The following is a 25,212-nucleotide window of genomic DNA, read 5'->3' as shown; positions in this document are numbered from 1 at the left end:
GGAGCCGTGCACGTTGCGAGGGAGGGCCTGTGCCGCGAGCGACCCAGAAGGGCGGCAGGAAGAGCCGGGGGACCGACTCCCCGCTGTTCGACGGGTACCTGAACCCCGATGGGCCGCACCGGCGGGCCTACGACGAGATGTTCTCCGAGGACGGGGAGGTGCGCGCGCCGTACCGGGCGCTGCACGACGCGATCGCGACCACTTCGCCGGAGGACCTGGCCGCCCGCGCGGAGGCGCTCGACCGCGCTTACCTCGACCAGGGCATCACGTTCTCGCTCTCCGGTCAGGAGCGGCCGTTCCCGCTGGACATCGTGCCGCGGGTGCTCTCGGCGAGCGAGTGGGCGAAGCTGTCGAAGGGCATCGTGCAGCGGGTGCGCGCCCTGGAGGCCTTCCTGGCCGACATCTACGGCGACGGCGAGATCGTGCGCGACAAGGTCATCCCGCGCCGGCTGATCACCACCTGCGCGCACTTCCACCGGGAGGCCGCCGGGCTGATCCCGCCGAACGGGGTGCGCATCCACGTCGCCGGCATCGACGTCGTGCGCGACGAGGAGGGCACGTTCCGGGTGCTGGAGGACAACCTCCGCAACCCGTCCGGGGTGTCCTACGTGATGGAGAACCGCCGCGCGATGGCCCGGGTGTTCCCCGACCTGTTCAAGCGGCAGCGGGTGCGCGCGGTGGGCGACTACGCGACCCACCTGCTGCGCGCGCTGCGCCGGGCGGCCGCGCCGAACGTCGCGGACCCGACGGTCGTGGTGCTCACCCCGGGCGTCTACAACTCGGCCTACTTCGAGCACTCGCTGCTGGCCCGGCAGATGGGCGTGGAGCTGGTCGAGGGTCGCGACCTGTTCTGCCGCGACAACGTCGTCTACATGCGCACCACTCAGGGTGAGGAGCGGGTGGACGTGATCTACCGGCGGATCGACGACGCGTTCCTCGATCCGCTGCAGTTCAACCCGGCGTCGGTGCTCGGCGTGGCGGGCGTGCTCAACGCCGCCCGCGCCGGCAACGTGGTGATCGCCAACGCGGTCGGCAACGGGGTGGGCGACGACAAGCTCGTCTACACCTACGTGCCCGACATGATCAGCTACTACCTGGACGAGAAGCCGCTGATCGCCAACGTCGACACGTTCCGCTGCTGGCTCGACGACGAGCGCGATCACGTGCTGGACCGGCTCGACGAGCTGGTGCTCAAGCCGGTCGAGGGCTCGGGCGGCTACGGGATCCTCTTCGGCCCGAACGCCACGCGCGAGCAGCTGGAGGAGGCGCGCAAGTCGATCCTGGAGGACCCGCGCGGCTGGATCGCGCAGCCGGTGGTCCAGCTGTCCACGGTGCCGACGAAGGTGGGTGACCGGCTCGTCCCGCGGCACGTCGACCTGCGCCCGTTCGCGGTGAACGACGGCGAGGAGGTGTTCGTCCTGCCCGGTGGGCTGACCCGGGTCGCGCTGCGCGAGGGCAGCCTCGTGGTGAACTCCAGCCAGGGCGGCGGCAGCAAGGACACCTGGGTGCTGGCCGGGCGTTCGGGCGAGGTGGACCGCGAGCTCGGCGAGGGCGGCCTGGTCGCGGCGACGCCGGCGACCTCGCGCGCCGCCGAGCACGGCCCCGAGCTGACCATCGGCCAGCAGCAGCAACAGCAGCAGCAGCAGGCACGAGAGGAGGCGTGATGCTGGCGCGCAACGCGGAAGCGCTGTACTGGATCGGGCGCTACGTGGAGCGGGCCGACGACACCGCCCGCATCCTCGACGTGTCGGTGCACCAGCTGCTCGAGGACGCCACCATCGACGCCGACCGGGCCGCCCGCACCCTGCTGGCCGTGCTCGGGATCGCCGCGCCCGCCGACGAGGTGCTCGACGCGTGGTCGCTGACCGAGATCGTCGGCTACTCGACCGAACAGCCGGGCTCGATCGTGCGCTCCGTGTCGAGCGCGCGGGAGAACGCCCGCGGCGCTCGTGAGGTCGTCAGCTCCGAGATGTGGGAGTGCCTCAACGCGACCTGGAACGCGCTGCCGGAGCGGCAGCGCTACGCCCGCTGGGCGGGCCCGCACGCGTTCTTCACCTACGTCGAGGACCGCGCGGCGATGTTCAACGGGCTCGCCGCCTCCACGATGAGCCGCGACGACACCTGGCGCTTCTACCTGCTGGGCCGCTCGGTCGAGCGCGTCGACATGATCGTGCGCCTGCTGATGTCGCGGGTGTCGGACCGGGCGTCGTCGCCGGGCTGGTTGGCGGTGCTGCGCTGCGCCGGGGCCGCCGACACGTACCTGCGCACCTACCGGGGGGCGGTCGACGCGGCCCGCGTCGTGCAGTTCCTGCTGATGGACCGGCTGTTCCCGCGCTCGGTGTTCCACGCGCTGCGGCAGGCCGAGATCTGTCTGTCCGAACTGGACAGCCGCCCGACCCAGCGGATCGGGGCGAAGGCCGAGGCGCTGCGGCTGCTCGGGCGAGCGCGCAGCGAGCTGGAGTTCCTGCGTCCCGAGGACCTGCTCGTCGATCTCCCGGCGCGGCTCACGGCGCTGCAGGAGTGCATCACCGAGACCGGCGAGGCCGTCTCGCAGCAGTACTTCCACACGTCGCCGTGGGTGGCGTGGACGGCCCCGGAGGTGGTGTAGGCGATGGCCGGATGGCGGATCCGCATCGTCCACGAGACCGGCTACACCTACGAGTCGCCGGTCGTGGAGTCGTACAACGAGGCGCGGATGACCCCGCGCAGCGACGCCCGGCAGAACGTGATCGCCAGCCGCGTGGAGACCTCGCCGGCGACTCGCGCGTACCGCTACACCGACTACTGGGGCACCCTCGTCACCGCGTTCGACCTGCACGCCCCGCACACCGAGCTGGCGGTGACGGCGACGTCGGTGGTGGAGACGGCCGACCCGCTGCCGCCGGTGCGCGGCGCGACCTGGGAGGACCTCGCCGACGAGGACGTGCGTGACCGGTTCGCCGAGATGCTGGAGTTCACCGGCTACGTCGGGCACGACCCGGAGCTGGCCGAGGCCGCGGCCGACCTCCGGCGCGGGCTGGACCCGGTCGAGGCGGTGCTCGCCGCGGGCAGCTGGGTGCGGGAGCAGCTCACCTACCAGCCCGGCGTCACCGGTGTGCAGACCTCGGCGCTGGAGGCCTGGCACACCCGCACCGGCGTGTGCCAGGACTTCGTGCACCTGACGCTCCTGCTGCTGCGCGAGATGGGCATCCCGGCCCGCTACGTGTCGGGCTACCTGCTGCCGCGCGAGGACACCGACGTCCGCGAGACCGTGCAGGGGGAGAGCCACGCCTGGGTCGAGGCGTGGACGGGCGGCTGGTGGGGCTACGACCCGACCAACGACCTGGAGATCGGCAACCGGCACGTGTGGGTGGCGGTGGGCCGCGACTACGCGGACGTCCCGCCGCTGAAGGGGATCTTCTCCGGTCAGGCCTCGTCGACGCTGAACGTCAGCGTGGACATGACCCGCCTGGCCTGAGCCGGAGCGGGGATCAGCCGGACCGCCGCTGCGCCCGCGCCATCGAGCGCACGCGCGCCGGGCTCGGACGGCGGTGCCGGGCGCTGGGCGCGTCCGGCAGCCCCGCACCCACGACGGTGTTGCCGCCCGCACGCTTCGCCCGGTACATCGCGGTGTCGGCGGCGGCCAGCGCAGCGGCCGGGTCCACGCCCTGCGGTGCGGCGGCGACGCCGACGCTGAGCGTCACCCCGGAGGCGATGTCGTACGGCAGGGCGGCGACGGCTTCCACGGCCCGGTTCAACGCCGAGACAGCGACCGGGAGCTGGGTGGACGGCATGACGACGACGAACTCGTCGCCGCCGTAGCGGGCCACCATGTCCTGGCCGCGCCCGCCGGTGCGCAGCGTGGTGCGCAGGCAGGATGCGATCTCGCGGAGCACGGTGTCGCCCGCGGCGTGCGACTGGGAGTCGTTGACCTCCTTGAACCCGTCGAGATCGATCAGCGCGATGCTGCACGGCTGGCTCGCCGGGCTGGAGGTGACCTCGGCCAGGCGCATGTCGAGGGCGCGCCGGTTGGGCAGCCCCGTGAGCGGGTCCTGCAGGGCCTGGGCGGCGACGGCGGAGAGCTCGGACAGCTCGTGGCCGTGCTGGCGGATCATGCGGTGGTGCTCGGTGTGGCTGCGCAGCGCCGTCAGCCGGGCCTCGCGCAGCGCCCACAGCTCGTTCTCCAGCGCGGCCGCGTAGCGGTGCGCTGCGCTCGGCTCCGCACCGGCCGGGTGGTCGCCGTGGACGATCCGCTCCAGCGCTGCGACCTCCCGGTGCAGCGCCAGGAACAGCACCGACTCGGTGGTGGGCCCGCGGCCGGCCCCGCCCTGCAGGTCGTCGCGCAGTGCGACGAGCAGGGCGAGCGCGTCGTCGGCGCGGTCGGCGGCCTGCATGCAGCGCGAGGTGGCGATGCCGAGGGCGATGCGGTCGTCGTGGTAGTGCGCCTTGTCGTGCAGCGCGGTGAGCATGTCGAGGTGGTGCGGTGCGGGATGGTGCAGCGCGAGCGCGGCACCGATGATCGAGCACTCCTCGACAGCGGCGGGCGGGCGTTCGGTGGCGCCGGGATGCAGGGCGGGGGTCCACAGGGCGGCGGCCGCGCGGGCGGTCTGCGCTGCGCCCACGAACCGGGTGGCCGCCGCGGCGGCCCGGTTCGCGCGTTCCAGGCGCAGCGCCCAGGACACCTGCAATCGGACCCGGTTGAGCAGGTTGATCAGCCGCTCCATCGGGGTGCCCCATGTGTTGGACACGTCGACCGCGCGTCGGGACACGTCGTCGGCCAGCTCGTGCGCCCCCAGCTTCAGCAGCACGATCACCAGGCCGTTGAGGGTGCGGGACAGGCGGCGGTACCAGTCGGCGACGGCTTCCTCGGGCAGGTTGTCCGGTGGGCCCTCCACCTCGCCGAGGGTGGTGAGCGCGACGGCGGTGTCGACGAGCGCGTTGTCGCCGAAGCCGAACCGCATCGTGCGCAGCGCCCGCAGCACGGCGGCTTCGCCGAGCCGGACCTCGTCGCCCTCCTTCTCGGCGAGCTTGCCGAACTCGTCGAGCTTCGCGTCGATGTCGGCGACGGCGACGGCTCCGTCGTCCTCGTCGTCGGGCACGAGGACGACGCTGATCGCGATGCGCAGCAGCTCGGCCTGCAGGGCCGGGCGGTCTCGGGTCGCGATGAGCATCGCGTCCAGGCCGCGGCGTGCCTCGAGCCGGCCGGTGTGCCCGGCGCGCTGGTACCAGACGAGCATCCCGGAGGCGCGGGCGAGCACCTCCTCGTCGCTCAGGTGCGGGGCTCGGGCCGCGCAGGTGCAGCGGGGCCCGCCGAGCAGCAGCTGGCAGGGGCCGTCGGGGCGATCGGGTGGGGCGACCGGGCCAGGTGGGCCCACAGACGGGTGGGTCACTGGCACCCGGTGCCCTCCTCCGATGGACGGAACGACCTGATCGACGGCGCTGCACGAGACGGGACGCGGGTGTCGCCGACCCTGCGCAATCCCATGGTCGGGCATCGTGTCACGGGTGCCGCCGTTGGCGGGAGGGCACACGGCCGATCGGGGCGTCATCGGGCAGTGGGTGATCTCACAGTTGCTCCGACCGGAGCAAAGCCCTGGTCACGTCGTGTCTCGCCCGGTATCCGGTCCGTCACGCCCCCGCACCACCGTCCGTCCTGCCATCCGGGCGGAGGGTGTGGTCCTCGGTGTATCCCTCGGTGGTGGTGCCGTCGCCGGTGCGCCGCCCGGCCGGACGCCCCCGCGGCCGTGGTGGCTTCGCTTCCTTCGGCAGCCGACCGGCCTCGGCGAGCGCCCGCCGCAGCAGGTAGTCGATCTGGGCGTTGGTGCTGCGCAGCTCGTCGGCCGCCCACCGCGCGAGCGCGTCGTGGACGGCCGGGTCGAGCCGCAGCAGGAAGCTCTTGCGCTCCGGCACCGGTTCAGTGGTAGAGCGAACCGGTGTTGACGACCGGCTGCGTGCCCCGGTCGCCGCACAGCACGACGAGCAGGTTCGACACCATCGCGGCCTTGCGCTCCTCGTCGAGGTCGACGATCTCCTTCTCGGAGAGCTTCTCCAGCGCCATCTCGACCATACCGACCGCGCCTTCGACGATGTGGCTGCGCGCGGCGACGACCGCGCCGGCCTGCTGGCGCTGCAGCATCGCGCCGGCGATCTCGGGGGCGTAGGCGAGGTGGGTGATGCGGGACTCGACGATCCGCACCCCAGCCGACTCGACGCGCGCGGCGATCTCCGCCGACAGCTCCGAGGTGATCGAGTCGGCGTTGCCGCGCAGCGACACGGTGTCGTCGGTGTGCGCGTCGTAGGCGTAGGTGGTGGCGATGTGGCGGACCGCAGCCTCGGTCTGGGTGTGCACGAACTCGACGAACTCGTCCACCTCGAACACCGCCCGCGCGGTGTCCTCGACCTGCCAGACGACGACGGCGGCGATCTCGATCGGGTTGCCGTCGAGGTCGTTGACCTTCAGCACGTCGCTCTCGTGGTTGCGGATCCGGGTGGAGATCTTCTTCTTGCTGGTCAGCGGGTTGACCCAGTGCAGGCCCGGCTTGCGGACCGTGCCGGTGTAGCTGCCGAACAGTTGCAGCACCTTCGCCTCGCCCGGCGCGACGGTGAGCAGCCCGGCCAGGAGGATCAGGCCCACGAGGCCGACGAGCACACCGATCGTGATGCGGATGCCGTCCTCGGCGTTGACCCCGGAGACCAGCACGAGGGCGGCGGCGACGAGGAGCACCAGGCCGATCAGCAGCATCAGCACCCCGTTGGTGCTCGACGCCGGGCGCTCCTGCACGGCGGGGTCGGGCATGCGGACGGTGACGTCGCCGGTGGGCGCGCTGCGGGTGGTCGACATGGTGATCTCCCTCGGTCGGCCGCTGTTGCTGTCACGAGTATAGCAAAGTGATATCATCTTGCGCGCACGGCGTTCCGATCGGGAACCGAGCGCCGTCCCGTTACCGGGTCTCGGGGAACCAGCGCGCCTGCCCGTGCACGGTGACCGCGACCGGGTCGCCGGGCCGCACGTCCGGGACGTCGGGCTGCCGGCACCTCACGCGCAGGCCGTCGCCCAGCTCTACCACCACGGTGGTGTCGGCGCCGTGGAAGACGATCTCCCGCACGGTCGCGGAGCCGGCGGCATGGGGGTCCGCGCTCGCGCGCAGCTGCTCGGGGCGCAGCAGCACCGAACCGCTCTCGTCCGCACCGGAGCCGTTCGCCGAGGCCACCGGCACCATGCCGATCGGGGTGCGGGCACACCCGTTGCGCAGGCTCCCCGGCAGTACCACGGCCTCCCCGACGAAGCGGGCCACGCCGAGATCGGCGGGCTCGCGGTAGATCTGCTGCGGGGTCCCGGTCTGCACCATCCGCCCGTCGCGCAGCACGGCGACCAGATCGGCGCAGCCCAGTGCCTCCTGCTGGTCGTGGGTGACGAGCACCGCGCTCGCCCCTGCGGCGCGCAGCGCCTCCCGGACCTGATCGCGCACCTCGCTGCGCAGACCCGCGTCGAGCGCGGAGAACGGCTCGTCGAGCAGGACGAGCTCGGGGGCGGCCGCGAGCGCCCTGGCCACCGCCACCCGCTGCTGCTGCCCACCGGAGAGCTCACCCGGTCGGCGCTCCTCGAAGCCCGCCAGGCCGACCAGCTCCAGCATCTCCGCCACGCGCGATCCGCGCCGCTCCCGCCGGCTCAGCCCGAAACCGACGTTGTCAGCGACCGTGAGGTGCGGGAACAGCGCCCCCTCCTGCGGCACCAGCCCGATCCGCCGCCGCTCCGGGGGCACGTGCAGGCCCGGCCCGGCCACCGGCCGGCCGCCGAGCTCGACGGTGCCGGCGGCAGCGGGGTGGAAGCCCGCCACGACCCGCAGCAGCGTCGTCTTGCCGCCGCCGGACGCCCCGAGCACGGCGACCAGCCCCCCGCGGGGCACCTCCAGGTCGATGCCGGCCAGCACGTCGGGGTGGTCCGGGAAGCCGGCCCGCAGACCGCGGACGCTCAGCGCGGGCCCGGTCATGCGGGCCGCCCGGTGATGCGCTGCAGCAGGAGGGTCGGCACGACCGCGAGTATGACGAGCGCCGCCGCGTACGGTGCGGCTGCCGCGTACTCGCTGACCGACGTGTGTTGCCAGAGCTCCACGGCCAGGGTGTCGGCGCCGGTGGGGCGCAGCATGAGCGTGGCCGGCAGCTCCTTGGCGATCGTGAGCGCGGCCAGTGCCGCACCGGCCGCGATGCCGGGCGCGGCCAGGGGGAGGGTCACCCTGAACAGGGTCGCGACCCGGCCGTGGCCGAGTGAGCGCGAGACCTCCTCCAGCCGCGGCGGGGCGGCGGCCACCGCGGTGCGCACGCTGCCGACGGCCAGCGGCAGGAACAGCACCGCGTAGCCGACGAGCAGCAGCGGCAGCTGCTGGTACATGCCCGGTACGAGCCGCACGCCGAGGAACACCAGCGCGAGCCCGACGGTGATGCCGGGCAGTGCGTGCCCCACGTACGTGCCGGCCTCCAGCAGCGCGACGGTCCGGGTGCGGTAGCGCGCGGCCAGCACACCGACCGGGACCGCGAGCACGGTCGTCAGCGCGGCACCCAGCGCAGCGACCTCGAACGTGGTGAGCGTCGCCGCCGCGAGCGCGCCGAGGTCGAGATCGGTGCCGGTGGCCGTCCAGCGCACGAGGCTCAGCACCGGCACGCCCGCCGAGATCGCGACGACGCCGAGCAGCGCCGCGACCGCGACCGGCTTCCACCGGCCCAGCCGCACCGGCGACGGCGGCCGCGGCGCGCCGGAGGAGGTGCGGTGGGCCGAGCGGCCGCGGGCGCGGGCCTCGCCCCACGTGACGAGGGCGGCCAGCGCGACGAGCACGCAGCCCAGCACCGCGGCGGGCGTGCGGTCGAACGTGCCGCGGTAGCTGGTGTAGATGCCGAGGGTGAAGGTCTCGAAGCGCATGAGGGAGACGGCGCCGAAGTCGCTGAGCACGTAGAGCGCGACGAGCAGCCCGCCGGCGGTGGCGGCGGGCCGCACGTGCGCCCACGTGACGGTCGCGAGCACGCGCAGCGGCCCGTACCCGAGCGAGCGGGCCACCTCCTCGGTGGCGGCGTCGGCGCTGCGCAGCGCGGCGGCGACCGGGAGCAGCACGTACGGGAAGTTCACCGCGGTCAGAACGCCGAACGCGCCCCAGAACCCGGCGAGCCCGGGTGCCTCCGCGATCCAGGTGAAGCCCGCGACGTAGGACGGGACGGCCAGCGGCAGCGCCAGCAGCACGGCGAACACCCGCGGCCGCGGGATGTCGGTGCGGACGACGAGCCACGCGGCGCCGGTGCCGATGACCACGCACGCCGCGGTCACCGCTGCCGCGAGCCCGATGCTGCGCATCGCCAGCTCGAGCGTGCGCGGCCCGCTGAGGATCTGCAGCACGCGCTCCGGGCCGGCCCCACCCGCGCGGACCGCGAGGTAGACCAGCGGCACGACCGCGACGACGGCCGCGGCCGCCGCGCCGGCGAGGAGCAGGACCGGCGGCCGGTTCGGATGAACCGGCCGCCGGGACCGCGTCCGGGCGACTGTGGCGGTCAGAGCAGCCCGACCTCTTGCAGCAGCTGCTCGGTCTGGGGCAGCGAGTCGAGCGCGGCGAGGTCGACGGCGGGCCCGTTCAGGGTCGACAGATCCGGCAGCGGCGGCTCCTTGCGGGACGGCGTGACGCCCGCGACCGTCGGGTACTCAGCCGTTCGGTCGACCAGGTACTGCTGCGCCTGGGGGGAGAGCAGGAACGCGACGGCCTTCTGCGCTGCCTCCGGCGCGTCGGTGGACTTCACCACGCCCACACCCGCGACGTTGATCAGGCCGAGCGGGTCGTTCGGGACGTAGTGGTTGCGGACGGGGTAGGTCGCCGGGTCCTTGTCCCGGGTCTTCTCGTACAGGTAGTAGTGGTTGACCAGGCCGAGGTCGATCGTGCCCTGGGCGAGCGCGTCGAGGATGTTGCCGTTGCCCTCGAACCGCTGCGGGTCCTGCGCCGCGAACGCGGTGAGCCACTGGCGCGCCCCGTCCTCGCCGCGCAGCAGCCGCAGGCCGGTCACGAACGACAGCCACGACGCGTTCGACGGGGCGTAGCCGATCTTGCCCTTCCACTTCGGGTCGAGCAGCGCGTCGACGTTCGCCGGCAGCTGGTCGGCGGGCACCTTGTCGGTGTTGTAGGCGACGACGCGGGCGCGGGCCGACGTGGCGACCCAGGTGTTGTCCGCGGCCTTGTAGCGGGCGTCGACCGGAGCGGTGACCTCGGCCGGCAGCGGGGCGAGCATGCCGGCCTTGGACAGCGCGCCGAGCGCGCCGGCGTCCTGTCCGAAGAAGACGTCGGCGGGGGACGCCGAGCCCTCCTCGAGGATCTGCGCGCTCATCTCGCCGGTGCTGCCGTAGCGGACCTCGACGGGAACCCCGACCGCCGCCTTCAGCTGGTCGAGCAGGCCGCCGACGAGCGACTCGCTGCGCCCGGAGTAGATCGTGAGGGTCGCCGCCTGCGCCGGTGTCGAGTCCGCCGCTCCGCCTCCCGAGTCGCTGCCGCTACCGCACGCGGCCAGGGTTGCAGCGGCAGCAAGGGCGACGCCGGCAGCCAGGCTCCGTCGCCACCGCACTGCGAGAACGCTCATGATGTAGGTCCCCTTTGTCCGTGACTAGCGAGCGAAGCCTAGCCTTACCAAACCTGTTCTGGGTAGGTGCGGCGGACAACCTCGTCGCCGATCGGTGACGGTCCCGGACCACCGCGAGCCCGCCACGCGGACATGGGACGATGGAGGCTCCCGCAGCCCGAGAAGGAACGCGCCTTGTCCTCGTTCGCCGATGAGACCTTCACTGATCCCGAGAGGATCAGGAACTTCTGCATCATCGCCCACATCGACCACGGCAAGTCCACCCTGGCCGACCGGATGCTGCAGCTGACCGGCGTCGTCGACGAGCGGCTGATGCGCGCGCAGTACCTCGACCGGATGGACATCGAGCGTGAGCGCGGCATCACGATCAAGGCGCAGAACGTGCGGTTGCCGTGGGAGGTCGGCGGCGAGCAGTACGTCCTGCACATGATCGACACGCCGGGGCACGTCGACTTCACCTACGAGGTCAGCCGCGCGCTCGAGGCGTGCGAGGGCGCGATCCTGCTGGTCGACGCCGCGCAGGGGATCGAGGCGCAGACCCTGGCCAACCTGTACCTGGCCATGGAGAAGGACCTCACGATCATCCCGGTCCTCAACAAGATCGACCTGCCGGCCGCCGACCCCGACCGCTACTCCGCCGAGATCGCGCACATCATCGGCTGCGAGCCCGATGACGTGCTGCGGGTGAGCGCGAAGACCGGGTTCGGCGTCTCCGAGCTGCTGGACAAGGTCGTCGAGCTGGTGCCGCCGCCGGTGGGCGATCCCGACGCGCCCGCCCGCGCGATGATCTTCGACTCGGTCTACGACACCTACCGCGGCGTCGTCACCTACATCCGCGTCGTCGACGGGAAGATCCTGCCGCGCGAGCGGATCCGGATGATGTCCACCGGGGCCACGCACGAGCTGCTCGAGGTCGGCATCGTGTCACCCGAGCCGAAGCCGTCCAAGGGGCTGGGCGTCGGCGAGGTCGGCTACCTCATCACCGGCGTGAAGGACGTCCGCCAGTCGAAGGTCGGCGACACCGTCACCACCCAGCGGGACGGGGCCAGCGAGCCGCTCACCGGTTACCGGGAGCCGCGCCCGATGGTCTACTCCGGGCTCTACCCGGTCGACGGGTCGCAGTACCCCGATCTGCGCGACGCGCTGGACAAGCTGCAGCTGAACGACGCCGCGCTCACCTACGAGCCGGAGACGTCGGCGGCGCTGGGGTTCGGGTTCCGCTGCGGTTTCCTCGGCCTGCTGCACCTGGAGATCACCCGCGACCGGCTGGAGCGCGAGTACGGCCTCGACCTGATCTCCACCGCGCCGAACGTCGTCTACCGGGTCGTGAAGGACGACGGCACCGAGATGCGGGTGACCAACCCGTCCGACTGGCCCACCGGCAAGATCGCCGAGGTCTACGAGCCGGTCGTGAAGGTGACGCTGATCTCCCCCGCGGAGTTCATCGGTGCGATCATGGAGCTGTGCCAGAGCCGGCGCGGGCAGCTGGCCGGCATGGACTACCTCTCGGAGACGCGCGTCGAGCTGCGGTACACGATGCCGCTCGCCGAGATCATCTTCGACTTCTTCGACTCGCTGAAGTCCCGCACCCGCGGCTACGCCAGCCTCGACTACGAGGAGGCCGGCGAGCAGCGCGCCGATCTGGTCAAGGTCGACATCATGCTGCAGGGCGAACCGGTGGACGCGTTCTCCGCGATCCGGCACAAGGACGACGCCTACGCCTACGGCAGCATGATGACCCAGAAGCTGCGCGAGCTCATCCCGCGCCAGCAGTTCGAGGTGCCGATCCAGGCGGCCATCGGCTCGCGGATCATCGCCCGCGAGACCATCCGCGCGCTGCGCAAGGACGTCCTCGCCAAGTGCTACGGCGGTGACATCACCCGCAAGCGCAAGCTGCTGGAGCGGCAGAAGGAAGGCAAGAAGCGCATGAAGACCATCGGGCGGGTCGACGTGCCGCAGGAGGCCTTCGTCGCTGCGCTGTCCACGGACACCGGCGCGGCCGACCAGCAGAAGGGAAAGAAGTAGCCGCGCGATCGGCGTGCGCCACGATGGGCTCGTGAACGTCGACGCGATCCTGCCCCCGATCGGTTCCGGCGACCCCGCGCTCGCGGCGGCCGTACTGCTCGCCGTGCTGGTGATCGGGTTCCTGTCGGGCCGGGCGAGCAAGCGCTTCGGGCTGCTCGTGGGCGGACTTCTCGCGCTGGTGGTCGCCGGCGGGGCGCTCACCATGCTCACCGGGGTGCGGATGGCCGACCGGCCGGCGTGGTTCGGCGTGCTGCTCCCGCTGACCGTGCCGCTGCTGGTGGCGTTCCTGGCGGGCTGGCTGGGGGCCCGGGCGAGCTGGTTCGCCCGCATCGTGATCGTGGCCGTCGCGGTGCTGCTGCTCGCCGCGTTCCCGTACGCGGCGATCACCGCAGCCACCGCGGAGGTGCTGCCGGCCGGCTGACCGCAGGCGGGAATCCCGGTGAACCCGGCCGGGACCGTTTGGCAGGCTTTGCGCCATGGATCAGCTGTCCGGCACCGTCGTCTCGGTCAACCTCGCGGTGGTGCGCACCGCTGTCCCCTACGCCCGCAACGGCCGGACGGGGATCGACAAGCGGCCGGTCGATCACCCGGTCCTGCTCGACGTCGGCGGCGCGGCGGGCGACACGATCTGCGACACCGATCACCACGGCGGGCCCGACCAGGCCGTGTACGCCTACTCGACGGCCGATCTCGCGTTCTGGTCCGCCGAGCTCGGCCAGGACGTCCGGCCCGGCGGCGTCGGGGAGAACCTCACCCTGGACGGCATCGACTGCTCCACCGCTGTCCTGGGCCAGCGCTGGCTCGTCGGCGACCCGGAGGACGGGCCGATCCTGCAGGTGCGCGGTGCGCGCATCCCGTGCCGGGTGTTCGCCGCGTTCCGCGGGGTGCCCGATCTCGTCAAGCGGTTCATCGCGGCGCTGCGGCCGGGCTGCTACCTCGCCGTCGAGCGGCCGGGGTACGTGCGGGCGGGGGACCGGGTGAGGGTGCTGGACACCCCGGCGCACGGCGCCACCGTCGCCGACGTCCTCGCTCTGCACGGCGGGGACCGGTCCCGGCTGCCGCGGGTGCTGGCCGCGCGCGAGCACCTCTCGGCGGAGAAGCAGGCCTGGCTCGACCGCATCACGCAGCGGCAGCCGGCCTGACCCGTCCCGGAAACGACGAGGCCGGCTGCCCCACGAGGGGACAGCCGGCCGGGGACGTTCGCTAGTCGGGGGACGTGCTCGGGGGATCAGCTCGCGGTGGCGAGCGCTTCGAGGAGTTCCGCCAGCTGAGCGCGTTCCGTGGTCGCGGGGCGGCCGATGACGGCTTCGGCGTCGCGTTCGACGCGTCCGCAGACGCGCTCCACGACGGCCCGGCCGTCGGCGGCCAGGTGGACCAGGACCCTCCTGCGGTCGTTCGGGTCGGTGCGGCGGAACGCCAGCCGGGAAGCGACCAGCCGGTCCACCACGCGGGTCGCGGTGGGGGCGGGCAGTGCGGTGTGGGCCGCGATCTCGCCCATGCTGCGGCCGCCGCCCCGGGCGAGCATCAGCAGCACACGCCAGCCGTCTCGGCTGACGCCCTCGGCGCCGGTGACCGGGGCCAGCGCGGACGCGACCGCGCGGTCCAGACGGTCCAGCAGGTCCACGATGCCTGCGACGCGTGGCGCCGGGACCGGAACGCTTCCCGGCGCCATTCGACTAGGTGGCTCAGACACGGTTACCCACTGTACGTCGTCGTCGGGGGAAAGAGGACTGCGAAACGGAAGAAACCCGAGACGAACGGACGATTGACAGCGCCGAGCGGTCTCATAGGGTGAGTACGATCTTGCCTGCAGTACGCCCTTCGAGCATCGCGCGGAACCCGTCGGCGGCCTTCTCCATGGGCAGTTCGAGCCCGATCTCGGGCTTGATCCCGGCGGAAACGACCAGGTCCAGAAGATCCACGAACTCGTCCCGCGTGCCCATCGTCGACCCCACGACCCGCATCTGCTGGAAGAAGATCCGGGCGAGGTCCTCCTTCGGCCCGTAGCCGCTCGTTGCGCCGCACGTCACGAGGACGCCGCCGGGCTTGAGCGACTTGAGCGAGTGCGACCATGTGGCCTCTCCCACACTGTCCATGACCGCATCGACGCGCTCCGGTAGCCGCTCACCGGTCGAGAACGTCCGCTCGGCGCCTAGCCGTTCGGCGAGGGCGCGCTTCTCCTCGTTACGCCCTGTAACCCACATGCGCAACCCGGCCGCCTTGCCCAACTGGATCAAGGCCGTCGCCACACCGCCGGACGCGCCCTGCACGAGGACGGTCTGCCCGGGCCGGACCCCGGCGCGGGTGAACAGCATCCGGTATGCGGTCAACCACGCCGTGCCCATCACGGCGGCCTGGGCCGGGGTGAGGCCCTCCGGGAGCGGGACCACGTTGCGCCGCGGCACGACGACCTTCTCGGCGAACGTGCCCTGCAGCTTCTCGGTCAGCAGCGTGCGCTTCGGGTCGAAGGTCTCGTCGCCGCGCCAGTCCGGGCTGCTGATCACCGGGTAGACGACGACCTGGCTGCCGTCCTCCAGCGTCCCGGCGGCGTCCATGCCCAGGATCATCGGGAACTGCTCGGGCTTGATCCCGACCCCGCGCAGCGTGAAGACGTCGTGCATGTTGATGCTGGCCGCGGAGACCCGGACCGCGACGTGGCCGTCGGGGACCTCGGGATCGGGCCGTTCACCGACGACGAGTCCGTCGAGCGGGGAGTCGGGGTGCGGGGCTGAGGCGTAGACGGCGAACATGCTCGGGAATGTAGCCGCTGCCGTGCCCCATTACTGTGTGAGCGTGATCCGGGCACTCGTCGACTGGTGGGACTCGGTCGAGCTGTGGTTCACCCAGTTGGCCTTCCCGCTGCAGGTGCTGCTCGCAGCGGTGCTGCTCCTGCCGCTGTGCTGGTTCACGGCGGCCGGCGCGGACCGGGTGCTCGACCGCGTCACCGATCTCGTGACCGGTCTGGTGCGCTCGCGGAGGACCCCACCGAGAGGCGAGGTTCGGTGATCGGGACGAACGGGGCTCGGATCGTCGCCGGGCTGCTCGCCCTCGTGCTCGTGCTCGGCGGGATCGCTTACCTCGTGCAGCCTGCCGGTGGTTCGACCACCGAGTCCTCGTCAGGTGCGCCAGCCGCACCGGTGGCGACGTGCGCGGTGCGCGCGGAGGAGGTGCCCGGCGCGGCCGAGTCGGGGCTGCCGGTGCAGCCGCTGTGCGCCCTGCCGCCCGAGGTCGAACGGACCTGGGAGCTGATCGTGGCCGGTGGCCCGTTCCCGTACGAGAAGGACGGGACGGTGTTCGGCAACCGGGAGCGGCTCCTGCCCCAGCAGCGCAACGGCTGGTACCGCGAGTACACGGTGCCCACTCCGGGGGAGCGCGACCGGGGTGCGCGGCGGCTGGTGACCGGTGGTCCCGCCGGGCCGGAGCAGCAGGTCTACTACACCGCCGACCACTACAACAGCTTCGTCGTGGTGGACGTGACCGCAGTGGGAGAGGACGCATGACGACGCCCGGGAACGGGTTGGTGCGCGTCGCGATGACGGCGAACGCGATCGCCGCGGAGGCGAAGCTGCGCGGCGCGATCGTCGCGGTGGTGGGCCCGGCTGAGCGGCGCGTCGAGCTGCTCACCCAGATCGGGAAGGCGCTGCGGTTCCCCGGCTACTACGGCCGGAACCTGGACGCGCTGGAGGAGTGCCTCACCGATCTGTCGTGGCTACCGGAGGGCGAGGTCGTGCTCGTGTGGGACGGCGATGAGGTGCTGCGCCGCGCCGACCCGGCCGGCTACGCCGCGGTCGTGGAGGTGCTGACCGCGGCGACGGAGGAGATGTCCCGCGGGCCGCGGCCGCTCCACGTGGTGCTGCCCACAGCCTCCGGCTCCTCGACCGGCACGACCTGATCGGGCTTCCCTAGACTGGTGCCCGTCGGTCCCGGGATCCGTCCACGCGAGAGACATCGAGCTGACGAATGAAGATCCGGCTGCACAACCCCCGTCGGGAAGTCGAGACCACCGGCCCGCTGCGGGCGAGCGACCTGTGCAAGCAGTTGGGGCTCAACCGCGAGTCCGTCCTGCTCATCCGCGGCGACGAGCTGGTGACGGGTGACGCCCTCCTGCAGGAGGAGGACGTCGTGGAGGTGCGGCCGGTGATCTCGGGAGGCTGAGGCGCACGGGTGAAGTGCCGTCGTTGCGAGGAACAAGCCGTCGTCGAGGTGCGGCACGCCCATGCCGCGTACTGCCCCACGTGCTTCGTGGAGCGCTGCCGTGAGCAGGTGAGCCGCGCGATCGGCGAGCACCGGATGATCCGGTCCGGCGAGAAGGTGCTCGTCGCGGTCTCGGGCGGCAAGGACTCCCTGGCCGTGTGGGACCTGCTGCTCGATCTCGGCTACCCGGCCGACGGTGTGTACCTGGGCCTCGGCATCGGCGGCTACAGCGACCGCTCCGGCGACTGCGCGCGGGCGTTCGCCGAGCGCCGTGGGGCGACGCTCATCGAGATCGACCTGGCGAGCGAGGTCGGCTTCACGATCCCGCAGGCGGCCAACACCCGCCGGATGCCGTGCTCGGCGTGCGGCCTGGCCAAGCGGCACCTGCTCAACAAGACCGCGCTCGACCACGGCTACGACGTCCTCGTCACCGGGCACAACCTCGACGACGAGGTCGCTGTGCTGTTCGGCAACACCCTGCAGTGGAACATGCCGTACCTGGCGCGGCAGCGCCCGGCCCTGCCCGAGTCGTCCGGGTTCGCCCGCCGGGTCAAGCCGCTCGTCCGCCTGACTGAGCGCGAGACGGCGGCGTACTGCGTCATCCGGCGCATCGACTACATCGTCGAGGAGTGCCCGATGGCGTCCGGCAACCGCCACCTGCTCTACAAGGAGCTGCTCAACACGCTCGAGGAGCGTGACCCCGGGGCCAAGGCGACCTTCCTCAACGGCTTCGCCGACCGCGTCGCGCCGCTGCTGGACGATCTCGCCGCGCAGGAACGCGACTCCGTCGGCACCTGCTCCCGCTGCGGTTCCCCGACCACCGCGGAGGTGTGCGCGTTCTGCCGGCTGCGCGACCAGGCCACGCGCCCGCCGCGGCGGCGGAAGAAGCGTCGCCGCGACCGGTCGGTGCACGCCGAGGAGAGTCCGGTCACGGGCGGGGAGAGCCGCCGCCCCTGACCCGGTCACCCACCGTGAGGTCCCGGGAGGTGGACTGCGTCGAGAACGAGCTCGTGGTGATCAACAAGCCTTGTTGATCACCACAGGTTCGTTCTCGACGCGGGGGCCTCATCGGCTGGTGACCCGGGGTGAACACCTCAGCGGAGGTGCGCGGCCAGGGCCTGCAGGGTCTCCGAGCAGCCGGCGTCGAGCTTCAGCGTGGCCAGCTGATCGCCGCGGGTCTCACCCCGGTTGACGATCACCACCGGCATGCCGATCCGGGCCGCGTGCCGCACGAACCGCAGCCCCGACATCACCGCCAGCGACGATCCCGCGACGAGTAGCGCACCGTCCGCGGCGGCCACCTCGTCGACCAGCGCGAACGCCCGCTCGACGCGGGGCTTCGGCACGTTCTCCCCGAAGAACACGACGTCCGGCTTCAGCACCCCGCCGCAGCCGGGGCACGGGGCGACGCGGAACCCGGCGGTCGTCTCCAGCTCGGCGTCGCCGTCGGGGGCGGCCTCGATCGCTGCGCCCACCGCTTCCAGGAAGCCCGGGTTGAGCGCGGCCAGCCGCTCCTGCAGCGCCGCCCGCGCCCCCGTGCGCCGGCAGCCGAGGCAGATCACGGTGTCGATGCGGCCGTGCAGATCGACGACGGTGCGCTGGCCCGCGGCGCTGTGCAGCCCGTCGACGTTCTGGGTGATCACGCCGCGCAGCAGCCCCGCCCGCTCCAGCTCGACGAGCGCGCGGTGGCCGTCGTTCGGCTCGGCCCGCGCCATCCGCGCCCACCCGACGTGGCTGCGCGCCCAGTAGCGGCGCTGCGCCGCCGGCCCGGAGACGAACTCCTGGTAGGTCATCGGCGTGCGCCGGGGCGAGCCGGGACCGCGGTAGTCGGGGATGCCGGAGTCGGTGGACAGCCCGGCGCCGGTGAGCGCCACCAGCGGGCGACCGGCCAGCACGTCGAGCGCCGCGTCGACCGGCTCCTGCAGCACCTGCACGAGCACCAGGCTAGCCGTGCCGCCGCGCTGTCGCGTTCGTCCAATACCCACGCCGCCCCGGCCGCGAGGGTGGACGCATGGACCACGCAGACCACATGAGGAGCGCTGTCGACGTCGTCGTCGCCGCCGTCCGCTCCGCGGACCCGGCCCGCTACGACGCGCCGACCCCGTGTCCCGACTTCACCCTCCGCACACTCGTCGACCACGTCGCGTTCGGGATGCTGCTGGCCGAGTACGCCGGCCGCAAGAAGCCGCACGAGCCCGACTGGGATCCCACCGCATCCGCCCCGTACCTGGCCGGACGGCCGGAGAGCGAGTGGCCGAGGTTGATCGCCGAGCAGGGCGAGCGCCTCACTGAAGCCTGGGCCGATCCCGCCGCGTGGACGGGCGAGGCCTCGTTCGGCGGCAGCCTGATGCCGGCCGCTGACCTCGGCTCGATGATGATCGTCGAACTCGTCCTGCACGCCTGGGACGTCGCGCGCGGCGCGGGCAGCGAGCTGCCGCCCGTCCCGCCCGCGCTGGCCGACGCCGTGCTGGTGGGGGTGCGGGCGATCGCGCCGATGGGCCGGGACGGCGGCTGGTTCGGCGCCGAGGTCCCGGCCGGGTCGGACGCGACGACGCTCGAGCGCGCGCTGGCCGAGTCCGGCCGTGATCCGCGCTGGTCGCTCAGCCGGACGTGACCCAGGCGGGCGGGCGCTTCTCGGCGAAGGCGCGCATGCCCTCCTGGCCCTCCTCGCCGGCGAAGTGCCTGGCCGACAGCTCGAGCATCGCGGCGAACCGGTCGGGCATGGGCGCCGACCGGTCGCCGCGCAGCATCTCCTTGGTGGCCGCCAGCGCACCCGGCGCGCCGAGCCGGAACATCTCTGCGTAGCGGGCGACCTCGGCGTCCAGCTCGTCGCTCGGGACGGCCCGGTTGACCAGCCCGATCTCGGCCGCGCGCACGCCGTCGAACGTCTCGCCGGTCAGGAACAGCTCGTGCGCGGCCCGCTCGGTGAGCCGCGGCAGTACCACCACCGAGATCACCGCCGGGACGACGCCGATCCGCACCTCGCTGAACGCGAAGGTCGCGTCCTGGGCGGCGATCGCGACGTCGGCCGCCGCGACCAGGCCGACGCCGCCGGCCCGCGCCGGCCCGGCGACGCGCGCGATCACCGGGGTCGGGGATTCCCAGATGGTCTGGAGGATCCGCGGGAACTCGTTCACGCCCTGCTGCTGGGCGTCAGCGCCGCGGGACTCCTTCAGGTCCATGCCCGAGCAGAACACCCGGCCCGTGTGCGTCAGCACGATCACCCGCGCCGCCGGGTCGGCGATCGCCGTCTCCAGGTGCGCCTGCAGCTCGCGGCGCAGCTGGGCGGACAGGGCGTTGCGGTTGGCGGGGGAGTCCAGGGTGATCGTCGCGACGCCGTCGGTGACGTCGAGGTGGACGAGCTCGGCAACATCGGTCACGGAGCGGACGTTAGCCGAACCGCTCGCGCAGGTACGCCGCCGTGGTCTCGTCGGCGGCGAAGAACGTCTCCACAGCCACTTCGTCGAGCGTGACGTCCAGCGGTGCACCCACGACCGACACCGTGGAGAAGAACGTCAGCGGACCGTCGGGGTGGCGGATCCGCAGCGGCAGCACGATGCGGTCCTTCGGCTGCGCGTTCGGGTCGATGCCGGCCTCGGTGCAGTAGCCGACGATCTCCCGCAGCAGCGCGCGCAGCCCGGTGGTCGCCGAGCGCTCCGCCTGCCGGCGAAGCCGCGACACCAGGTGCGCCGCGTACTCCTCGAGATCCTCCACGTGCGGGGCCAGTCCGCGTGGATGCATGCTCGCGCGAAGTACGTTCGGGGTGCCGCTCATCAGGTCGGGATCGATCAGCTCGACGAGCACCGCCACCGCCCGGTTCGCCGAGACGAGGTTCCACGATCCGTCCACGAGCACGGCCGGGTTCGGCTCGTGGCCGATCAGGATCGTGTCCAGCGAGCGGCGGACCTCGGTCAGCTCGGCGTCGTCCAGGCTGTGCTCGGTGTACGCGGGCGCGTACCCCGCGGCGATCATCAGTTCGTTGCGGGCGCGCAGCGGCACGTCGAGCTCCTCGGAGAGGTGCAGCACCATCTCCCGGCTGGGCCGCGACCGGCCCGTCTCCAGGAACGACAGGTGCCGGGGTGAGACGTCCGCGGCCAGCCCCAGGTCGAGCTGGGTCATCCGGCGGCGCCGCCGCCACTCGCGCAGCAGCGGCCCGAACGCCGAGGTGGTGGGCACCGTCGCGGTCGACATGCCGGCGACGGTAGTGGTCCGCGCGGCGCCGTTCCATGACCTCGGAGGTCATCGACCGGCGCAGGGCCGGCGGCACACACTCCTCCCATGGACGACGACCTGTACGCGGCCATGCCGTTCACGAAGCTGCTGGGTGCCACCGCCGTGACCGTCAGCCCCGCCGAGGTGCGGCTGCGGATGGCCTGGGACCCGGCCTTGACCCGCGACGGGACCGTGCTGCACGGCGGCGCGCTGATGGGGCTGGCCGACGCTGCGGGCGGGGTGTGCGCCTTCCTCAACCTGCCCGAGGGCGCCACGGGAACGGCCACCATCACCTCGTCGACGAACTTCCTGCGCCCGGTCGTCGACGGGCACGTCGAGGCGGTGGCCCGGCCGCTGCGGGTGGGTCGCACGGTGATCGTCGTCGACACCGAGATCTCGGACGCGGCCGGCCGGCTGGCGGCCCGGGTCACTCAGACCCAGGCCGTGCAGCGCTGAAGGGATGGGCGCTGAAGGGATGGCATCGGCGCTGCGGGATCACGGTTCGTCGACGAGCCGGAACCGGATCCTCTGCCCGGGCCGCACCTGCGCGGCCCGGTCCACGTCGGCGTCGAGCACGACCGCGACGACGGGGTAGCCGCCGGTCACCGGGTGGTCGGCGAGGAAGAGCACGGGCTCCCCACCCGGTGGCACCTGGATCGCGCCGCGCACCATGCCCTCGCTGGGCAGCTCCTCGTCGCGGCAGCGGGTGAGGCCGCCGCCGATGAGCCGCATGCCGACGCGGTCGCTGCGGTCGGACACGGTCCACGTGGAGCCGTGCAGGCTCGCTGGGTCGTGCACCCAGTCCGCGCGGGGCCCGAGCACCGCACGCAGGGTGACGGTGTCGGCGGGCGGCGGCGCGACTGGTGCGACGTCGAGCAGCGGGTGGGCGTCCGGTTCCGGGCCGATCGGCAGCACCGTCCCCGGTTGCAGCGGCGTCGGGCCGAACCCGGCCAGCACGTCGGTGGCGCGGGACCCGAGCAGCGGCGGCACGTCGATCCCGCCGCGGACGGCCAGGTAGGTGCGCAGCCCGGTGGGCGGGGTGCCCAGCCGCAGTGTCTGCCCGGGGCCCAGCCGGACGAGCGCGTTGTGGCCGACCGGCTTGCCGTCGACGGTGGCCGGCGCTGGTGCCCCGGTGAGCGCGACCAGCAGCGGCGCCCGCAGATCGCTCCCGGCCCGCACGGCCAGCCCGCCGAAGGTCACCTCGATCGCGGCGGCGTCCTCGGGGTTGGCCACGAGCCGGTTCGCCAGCCGCAGCGCGCAGCGGTCAGCTGCCCCCGACGCGCCGACGCCCGTGGCGGCGTGGCCTGGTCGGCCGAGGTCCTGCACCAGCGCCTGCGCGCCGGTGGCGAGCACCTCCAGCACGCGTGGCCCGTCGATCACCGGGGCCCGGCGGGCGGGTGGGCGCGGCTCCCCGGAGAGCCGCTCGACCTGCACGAACCGCACCCGCGATCCCGGTTGCAGCAGCGCGGGCGGATCGCGGTCGGCGTCCCAGAGGACGACGTCGGTGCGGCCGATCAGCTGCCAGCCACCGGGCGACTCGCGCGGGTAGATGCCGCTGAACTCCCCGGCGAGGCCGACCGAGCCAGCCGGGACGCGGGTGCGGGCGATGGGCCGGCGGGCGACGGTCAGCCGCGGATCGCCGCCCGCGAGGTAGGCGAATCCGGGGGCGAACCCGCCGAACCCGACGGTCCACTCGCTGCCGGTGTGGGCGGCGACGACCTCCTCGGGCGTGAGGCCGGTCTGCCGGGCCACCTCGCCCAGGTCGGGGCCGTCGTAGACGACGGGGATCTCGACGGTGCCGCCCGCGCGGCGGGTGGCCGCGACGTCGAGGGGCAGGTCGAGCACGAGCTTGCGCAGGCCGCGCAGGTCCGTGCCGGGCACGGTGCGCAGCAGCAGGGACCGCGCGGCCGGGACGACGTCGACGACCCCGTCGAGGTCCGCGTTGCGGACGGCGGCGGCGAGTGCCAGCACCTCGTCGAGCGTCGCCAGCTCGAACAGGAGCCCCGCGTCGGCGCAGGGACGAACGTCCATCAGGCTTCCACGAACGAGACGATCTCCACCCCGGCGTCCCGCAGGCGGGACCGGACGGCGGAGGCCAGCTCCACGGCGCCGGGGGAGTCGCCGTGCACGCAGATCGACTCAGCCTCGACCCTGACGTCGGTGCCGTCCACGGCGGGGACGACGCCGTCGCCCACCATCCGCAGCACCCGCTGGGCGACCTCGTCGGGATCGTGCAGCAGCGCGCCCGGCGAAGTGCGGGGCACGAGGGTGCCCGCCGGGGTGTAGCCGCGGTCGGCGAAGAACTCCCGCACCGTGCGCAGTCCGGCCGACTCGGCGGCCTTCAGCAGCGCGGAGCCGGGCAGGCCGAGCACGGGGAGGGACGGATCGTAGGCGGCGACGGCGGCGACGACCGCCTCCGCCTGGGCTTCGTGGTGCACGACCGCGTTGTACAGCGCGCCGTGCGGCTTGACGTAGCGGATCCGGGTGCCGGACACCCGGCAGATCCCGTCGAGGGCGCCGAGCTGGTAGACGATGTCGTCGATCAGCTCGTTCGGCGGGACGTCGATGAACCGCCTGCCGAAGCCGGCGAGATCGCGGTAGCCGACCTGCGCCCCGACGACGACGCCCCGCTCGCTCGCGCCCGAGCAGGTGCGGCGCAGGGTGGTGGCGTCGCCGGCGTGGAAGCCGCAGGCAACGTTGGCGGAGCTGACGACCTCGAGCATCGCCTCGTCGTCGCCCAGCTGCCAGCGCCCGAACGACTCGCCGAGATCGGAGTTGAGATCGATCCGCATCAGCACAGCCTCCCGGGTCGGTCCGCGGCTCGGTGCGGTGAGCATATGGATTGTTCAACAATCCTACAAGAGGGCATGTGAACGCCGGGTACTACCATCACGTCCGTGACCGTCGTCGATCCCGCATCCGGCTCCCTGGCGCATCTGGGCCTGGCCCGGTCGGCGGTCACGGGCAGCACCACTGCTGAGCGCGCCGCCAACGCCGTCCGCGAAGAGGTCGTCGAAGGGCGGCTGCGCCCCGGTACCAGGTTGCCCGACACCGAACTCGCAGAGCTGCTCGGGGTCTCGCGCAACACGATGCGGGAGGCGATGAGCCAGCTCGTCACCGAGCGGGTCCTCGTCCGCCATCCCAACCGGGGCGTCTACGTCGCGACCCCGAACATCGACGACGTCCGCGACGTCTACCGGGCCCGCCGGCTCATCGAGCGCGCTGCCATCCGCTGGGGCGAGGACGCCGATCCCGTGCGCATCGCGGCCCTGCGCGCCGCGGTCACCGAGGGGCAGAAGGCCGTCGCGGCCGGTGACTGGCCCGCGGTGGCCAGTGCCAACCAGCACTTCCACCGCGCGCTCGTCGCGCTCGCCGGCAGCCCGCGGCTGGAGCAGCAGATGGCGCTGCTGCTCGCCGAGATGCGGCTGATCTTCCACCGCATGCCCGAGGTGCGCGAGTTCCACGAGCCGTTCGTCGGCCGCAACGACCGCGTCTGCGCGTTGATCGAGCAGGGCGATCGCGAAGCGGCCGAGCAGGAGCTCGCCGACTACCTCGACGAGGCCGAGGCGCAGCTGCTGGAGGCCTACGCCAAGCTGTGAACGGCAGTGCGCCCCTCTCCGCCCGGCGGAGAGGGGCGCACCTGCACCTACGTCACGGACCAACCCCCGGCGATCACGCCGCCGCGGGGGTCTCCTCCTTCGCCGCCTCCACGGCCGGGCGCTCGCCCGTGGTCACCGCGATGCGGGTCGCGGTGGACGGGGCCGCGTAGGCGCCGGCGACGCGGATCGTGAGGATGCCGGCGTCGTAGCTCGCGGTCACCGCGTCGGCGGTGACGTGCGCCGGCAGGGCGAAGGACCGCGCGAAGGAGCCGTAGCGAACCTCGCGCAGCATGCGGCCGGACTTCTCCTCGGACCGCTCGTCGCGCCGCTCGCCGCGGATCATGAGGCGGCCGCGGTCGACCTCCACGGTGACGTCCTTCTCGGCGTCCAGCCCGGGAACCTCCAGGCGGACCAGGGCGTCGTCACCGTCGCGGACGACCTCGGCGGCGGGCGTGAAGCTCGCGCTGCGGATCGGGGTCGCGAAGAAGCGGTCGACGTCGAAGAAGCGGTCGAACTCGGCGAAGGGGTCGCGCCGGGTCCACAGGGAGAGGGTGCTCATCGTGTCCTCCAGTCCTCGTGCTCTCGGGGGTCGGTCCCT

28 protein-coding genes and 2 pseudogenes are annotated in these 25,212 nt (G+C 72.9%); 15 read left to right on the top strand and 15 right to left on the bottom strand.

The window, feature by feature from the left end; translation table 11 throughout:
• The first annotated feature begins 29 nt into the window (after positions 1-29).
• From BUE41_RS26830 to BUE41_RS26820, 3 genes are read left to right on the top strand one after another with little or no spacing between them, the layout of a single operon-like run.
• Positions 30-1,664: a circularly permuted type 2 ATP-grasp protein gene (locus tag BUE41_RS26830; RefSeq protein ID WP_073460123.1), complete on the top strand. Its 1,635-nt coding sequence runs from the start codon at positions 30-32 to the stop codon at positions 1,662-1,664.
• The gene (locus BUE41_RS26825) at positions 1,664-2,608 is read left to right on the top strand and encodes an alpha-E domain-containing protein (protein ID WP_073460164.1); all 945 of its coding nucleotides are present in this window, start codon (positions 1,664-1,666) and stop codon (positions 2,606-2,608) included. Before BUE41_RS26830 ends, BUE41_RS26825 begins: the two co-directional genes overlap by 1 nt.
• A 3-nt stretch (positions 2,609-2,611) precedes the next feature.
• Positions 2,612-3,457, top strand: a complete 846-nt coding sequence (locus BUE41_RS26820; protein ID WP_073460122.1) for a transglutaminase family protein — start codon at positions 2,612-2,614, stop codon at positions 3,455-3,457.
• 13 nt (positions 3,458-3,470) lie between these two features.
• Here BUE41_RS26820 and BUE41_RS26815 read toward each other — a convergent pair whose 3' ends face one another.
• From BUE41_RS26815 to BUE41_RS26790, 6 genes are all read right to left on the bottom strand, one after another.
• A complete protein-coding gene (locus BUE41_RS26815) occupies positions 3,471-5,369 on the bottom strand; it encodes a GGDEF domain-containing protein (protein ID WP_143172377.1) in 1,899 nt (632 codons plus the stop codon).
• A 238-nt stretch (positions 5,370-5,607) separates the two neighbouring features.
• Positions 5,608-5,889 (bottom strand): type II toxin-antitoxin system antitoxin, encoded by a 282-nt coding sequence (locus BUE41_RS32275; protein ID WP_234997609.1) that lies wholly within the window; start codon positions 5,887-5,889, stop codon positions 5,608-5,610.
• Between the two features lie 4 nt (positions 5,890-5,893).
• The gene (locus BUE41_RS26805; protein ID WP_073460120.1) at positions 5,894-6,820 is read right to left on the bottom strand and encodes an SPFH domain-containing protein; all 927 of its coding nucleotides are present in this window, start codon (positions 6,818-6,820) and stop codon (positions 5,894-5,896) included.
• 100 nt (positions 6,821-6,920) lie between these two features.
• Entirely contained in the window at positions 6,921-7,970 is a 1,050-nt protein-coding gene (locus tag BUE41_RS26800; protein ID WP_073460119.1) for an ABC transporter ATP-binding protein, read from the bottom strand.
• Entirely contained in the window at positions 7,967-9,412 is a 1,446-nt protein-coding gene (locus tag BUE41_RS26795; RefSeq protein ID WP_234997607.1) for an ABC transporter permease, read from the bottom strand. Before BUE41_RS26795 ends, BUE41_RS26800 begins: the two co-directional genes overlap by 4 nt.
• Positions 9,413-9,513: 101 nt before the next feature.
• The gene (locus BUE41_RS26790) at positions 9,514-10,584 is read right to left on the bottom strand and encodes an iron ABC transporter substrate-binding protein (protein ID WP_073460118.1); all 1,071 of its coding nucleotides are present in this window, start codon (positions 10,582-10,584) and stop codon (positions 9,514-9,516) included.
• Between the two features lie 132 nt (positions 10,585-10,716).
• Between BUE41_RS26790 and lepA the strand changes: the two genes are divergently transcribed.
• The 3 genes from lepA to BUE41_RS26775 are packed head-to-tail and all read left to right on the top strand — an operon-like array spanning position 10,717 to position 13,751.
• A complete protein-coding gene (gene lepA, locus BUE41_RS26785) occupies positions 10,717-12,609 on the top strand; it encodes a translation elongation factor 4 (protein WP_073460117.1) in 1,893 nt (630 codons plus the stop codon).
• A gap of 31 nt (positions 12,610-12,640) precedes the next feature.
• Positions 12,641-13,030 carry a hypothetical protein gene (locus tag BUE41_RS26780; RefSeq protein ID WP_073460116.1) on the top strand — a complete coding sequence of 130 codons (390 nt, stop codon included), beginning with the start codon at positions 12,641-12,643 and terminating at the stop codon, positions 13,028-13,030.
• A gap of 55 nt (positions 13,031-13,085) precedes the next feature.
• Positions 13,086-13,751 (top strand): MOSC domain-containing protein, encoded by a 666-nt coding sequence (locus tag BUE41_RS26775; protein WP_073460115.1) that lies wholly within the window; start codon positions 13,086-13,088, stop codon positions 13,749-13,751.
• A gap of 86 nt (positions 13,752-13,837) precedes the next feature.
• On the opposite strand, the gene BUE41_RS26770 is transcribed toward BUE41_RS26775, so the two are convergent.
• Both BUE41_RS26770 and BUE41_RS26765 read right to left on the bottom strand, forming a co-directional pair.
• Positions 13,838-14,233: a MarR family winged helix-turn-helix transcriptional regulator gene (locus BUE41_RS26770; RefSeq protein ID WP_159444975.1), complete on the bottom strand. Its 396-nt coding sequence runs from the start codon at positions 14,231-14,233 to the stop codon at positions 13,838-13,840.
• 160 nt (positions 14,234-14,393) lie between these two features.
• Positions 14,394-15,359 carry a zinc-binding dehydrogenase gene (locus BUE41_RS26765; RefSeq protein ID WP_073460113.1) on the bottom strand — a complete coding sequence of 322 codons (966 nt, stop codon included), beginning with the start codon at positions 15,357-15,359 and terminating at the stop codon, positions 14,394-14,396.
• Between the two features lie 43 nt (positions 15,360-15,402).
• Between BUE41_RS26765 and BUE41_RS26760 the strand changes: the two genes are divergently transcribed.
• From BUE41_RS26760 to BUE41_RS26740, 6 genes and pseudogenes are all read left to right on the top strand, one after another.
• Positions 15,403-15,615 (top strand): hypothetical protein, encoded by a 213-nt coding sequence (locus BUE41_RS26760; protein ID WP_073460162.1) that lies wholly within the window; start codon positions 15,403-15,405, stop codon positions 15,613-15,615.
• Positions 15,612-16,109: a guanyl-specific ribonuclease gene (locus BUE41_RS26755; protein WP_073460112.1), complete on the top strand. Its 498-nt coding sequence runs from the start codon at positions 15,612-15,614 to the stop codon at positions 16,107-16,109. The genes BUE41_RS26760 and BUE41_RS26755 overlap by 4 nt, the downstream gene beginning before the upstream one ends.
• Entirely contained in the window at positions 16,106-16,501 is a 396-nt protein-coding gene (locus BUE41_RS26750; protein ID WP_234997605.1) for a barstar family protein, read from the top strand. Before BUE41_RS26755 ends, BUE41_RS26750 begins: the two co-directional genes overlap by 4 nt.
• 68 nt (positions 16,502-16,569) lie before the next feature.
• The gene (locus BUE41_RS26745; protein WP_073460111.1) at positions 16,570-16,764 is read left to right on the top strand and encodes a MoaD/ThiS family protein; all 195 of its coding nucleotides are present in this window, start codon (positions 16,570-16,572) and stop codon (positions 16,762-16,764) included.
• A 9-nt stretch (positions 16,765-16,773) separates the two neighbouring features.
• Positions 16,774-16,842, top strand: a pseudogene (locus BUE41_RS33040) (hypothetical protein); the annotation flags it as partial.
• Positions 16,843-16,872: 30 nt separating this feature from the next.
• Complete coding sequence (locus BUE41_RS26740; RefSeq protein WP_200804122.1) at positions 16,873-17,760, top strand: TIGR00269 family protein; 888 nt, start codon at positions 16,873-16,875, stop codon at positions 17,758-17,760.
• Between the two features lie 137 nt (positions 17,761-17,897).
• Here BUE41_RS26740 and BUE41_RS26735 read toward each other — a convergent pair whose 3' ends face one another.
• Positions 17,898-18,737 (bottom strand): NAD-dependent protein deacetylase, encoded by an 840-nt coding sequence (locus tag BUE41_RS26735; RefSeq protein WP_407691687.1) that lies wholly within the window; start codon positions 18,735-18,737, stop codon positions 17,898-17,900.
• A 77-nt stretch (positions 18,738-18,814) separates the two neighbouring features.
• Here BUE41_RS26735 and BUE41_RS26730 point away from each other — a divergent pair, with 77 nt between their 5' ends.
• Positions 18,815-19,417, top strand: coding sequence for a TIGR03086 family metal-binding protein (locus tag BUE41_RS26730; protein WP_084755928.1), 603 nt, complete (start codon positions 18,815-18,817; stop codon positions 19,415-19,417).
• On the opposite strand, the gene BUE41_RS26725 is transcribed toward BUE41_RS26730, so the two are convergent.
• A complete protein-coding gene (locus BUE41_RS26725; RefSeq protein ID WP_073460107.1) occupies positions 19,404-20,183 on the bottom strand; it encodes an enoyl-CoA hydratase-related protein in 780 nt (259 codons plus the stop codon). The genes BUE41_RS26730 and BUE41_RS26725 overlap by 14 nt on opposite strands.
• Before the next feature lie 10 nt (positions 20,184-20,193).
• Positions 20,194-20,994, bottom strand: coding sequence for a helix-turn-helix domain-containing protein (locus BUE41_RS26720; protein WP_073460106.1), 801 nt, complete (start codon positions 20,992-20,994; stop codon positions 20,194-20,196).
• An 87-nt stretch (positions 20,995-21,081) separates the two neighbouring features.
• On the opposite strand from BUE41_RS26720, the gene BUE41_RS26715 reads away from it, so the two are divergent.
• Positions 21,082-21,471, top strand: coding sequence for a PaaI family thioesterase (locus BUE41_RS26715; protein WP_073460105.1), 390 nt, complete (start codon positions 21,082-21,084; stop codon positions 21,469-21,471).
• Positions 21,472-21,510: 39 nt separating this feature from the next.
• On the opposite strand, the gene BUE41_RS31530 is transcribed toward BUE41_RS26715, so the two are convergent.
• The 3 genes and pseudogenes from BUE41_RS31530 to BUE41_RS26705 all read right to left on the bottom strand — a co-directional run bounded on the left by BUE41_RS31530 (position 21,511) and on the right by BUE41_RS26705 (position 23,807).
• Positions 21,511-22,377, bottom strand: a complete 867-nt coding sequence (locus tag BUE41_RS31530; RefSeq protein WP_200804124.1) for a 5-oxoprolinase subunit C family protein — start codon at positions 22,375-22,377, stop codon at positions 21,511-21,513.
• A 63-nt stretch (positions 22,378-22,440) separates the two neighbouring features.
• Positions 22,441-23,046, bottom strand: a pseudogene (pxpB, locus tag BUE41_RS31525) (5-oxoprolinase subunit PxpB); the annotation flags it as partial.
• The gene (locus BUE41_RS26705; RefSeq protein WP_073460160.1) at positions 23,046-23,807 is read right to left on the bottom strand and encodes a LamB/YcsF family protein; all 762 of its coding nucleotides are present in this window, start codon (positions 23,805-23,807) and stop codon (positions 23,046-23,048) included. The pseudogene pxpB and the gene BUE41_RS26705, both read right to left, overlap by 1 nt.
• Positions 23,808-23,912: 105 nt before the next feature.
• On the opposite strand from BUE41_RS26705, the gene BUE41_RS26700 reads away from it, so the two are divergent.
• Positions 23,913-24,614, top strand: coding sequence for a GntR family transcriptional regulator (locus BUE41_RS26700; protein ID WP_234997603.1), 702 nt, complete (start codon positions 23,913-23,915; stop codon positions 24,612-24,614).
• 73 nt (positions 24,615-24,687) lie between these two features.
• Here BUE41_RS26700 and BUE41_RS26695 read toward each other — a convergent pair whose 3' ends face one another.
• Entirely contained in the window at positions 24,688-25,173 is a 486-nt protein-coding gene (locus BUE41_RS26695) for an Hsp20/alpha crystallin family protein (RefSeq protein ID WP_073460103.1), read from the bottom strand.
• Between the last annotated feature and the right edge of the window lie 39 nt (positions 25,174-25,212).

The sequence above is a fragment of the Pseudonocardia thermophila genome (assembly GCF_900142365.1).
Lineage (GTDB): Bacteria > Actinomycetota > Actinomycetes > Mycobacteriales > Pseudonocardiaceae > Pseudonocardia > Pseudonocardia thermophila.
Note: the sequence above shows the minus strand (reverse complement) of the source record. Positions and strands in the feature narration are given on the sequence as shown.

Bases quoted from the DNA above. Each gene is read 5' to 3' on its own strand.
- BUE41_RS26825 (WP_073460164.1), top strand. From the start codon at position 1,664: ATGCTGGCGCGCAACGCGGAAGCGCTGTACTGGATCGGGCGCTACGTG.
- BUE41_RS26820 (WP_073460122.1), top strand. From the start codon at position 2,612: ATGGCCGGATGGCGGATCCGCATCGTCCACGAGACCGGCTACACCTAC.
- BUE41_RS26805 (WP_073460120.1), bottom strand. From the start codon at position 6,820: ATGTCGACCACCCGCAGCGCGCCCACCGGCGACGTCACCGTCCGCATG.
- BUE41_RS26800 (WP_073460119.1), bottom strand. From the start codon at position 7,970: ATGACCGGGCCCGCGCTGAGCGTCCGCGGTCTGCGGGCCGGCTTCCCG.
- BUE41_RS26790 (WP_073460118.1), bottom strand. From the start codon at position 10,584: ATGAGCGTTCTCGCAGTGCGGTGGCGACGGAGCCTGGCTGCCGGCGTC.
- lepA (WP_073460117.1), top strand. From the start codon at position 10,717: ATGGGACGATGGAGGCTCCCGCAGCCCGAGAAGGAACGCGCCTTGTCC.
- BUE41_RS26775 (WP_073460115.1), top strand. From the start codon at position 13,086: ATGGATCAGCTGTCCGGCACCGTCGTCTCGGTCAACCTCGCGGTGGTG.
- BUE41_RS26765 (WP_073460113.1), bottom strand. From the start codon at position 15,359: ATGTTCGCCGTCTACGCCTCAGCCCCGCACCCCGACTCCCCGCTCGAC.
- BUE41_RS26750 (WP_234997605.1), top strand. From the start codon at position 16,106: ATGACGACGCCCGGGAACGGGTTGGTGCGCGTCGCGATGACGGCGAAC.
- BUE41_RS26745 (WP_073460111.1), top strand. From the start codon at position 16,570: ATGAAGATCCGGCTGCACAACCCCCGTCGGGAAGTCGAGACCACCGGC.
- BUE41_RS26730 (WP_084755928.1), top strand. From the start codon at position 18,815: ATGGACCACGCAGACCACATGAGGAGCGCTGTCGACGTCGTCGTCGCC.
- BUE41_RS26720 (WP_073460106.1), bottom strand. From the start codon at position 20,994: ATGTCGACCGCGACGGTGCCCACCACCTCGGCGTTCGGGCCGCTGCTG.
- BUE41_RS26715 (WP_073460105.1), top strand. From the start codon at position 21,082: ATGGACGACGACCTGTACGCGGCCATGCCGTTCACGAAGCTGCTGGGT.
- BUE41_RS26705 (WP_073460160.1), bottom strand. From the start codon at position 23,807: ATGCGGATCGATCTCAACTCCGATCTCGGCGAGTCGTTCGGGCGCTGG.
- BUE41_RS26695 (WP_073460103.1), bottom strand. From the start codon at position 25,173: ATGAGCACCCTCTCCCTGTGGACCCGGCGCGACCCCTTCGCCGAGTTC.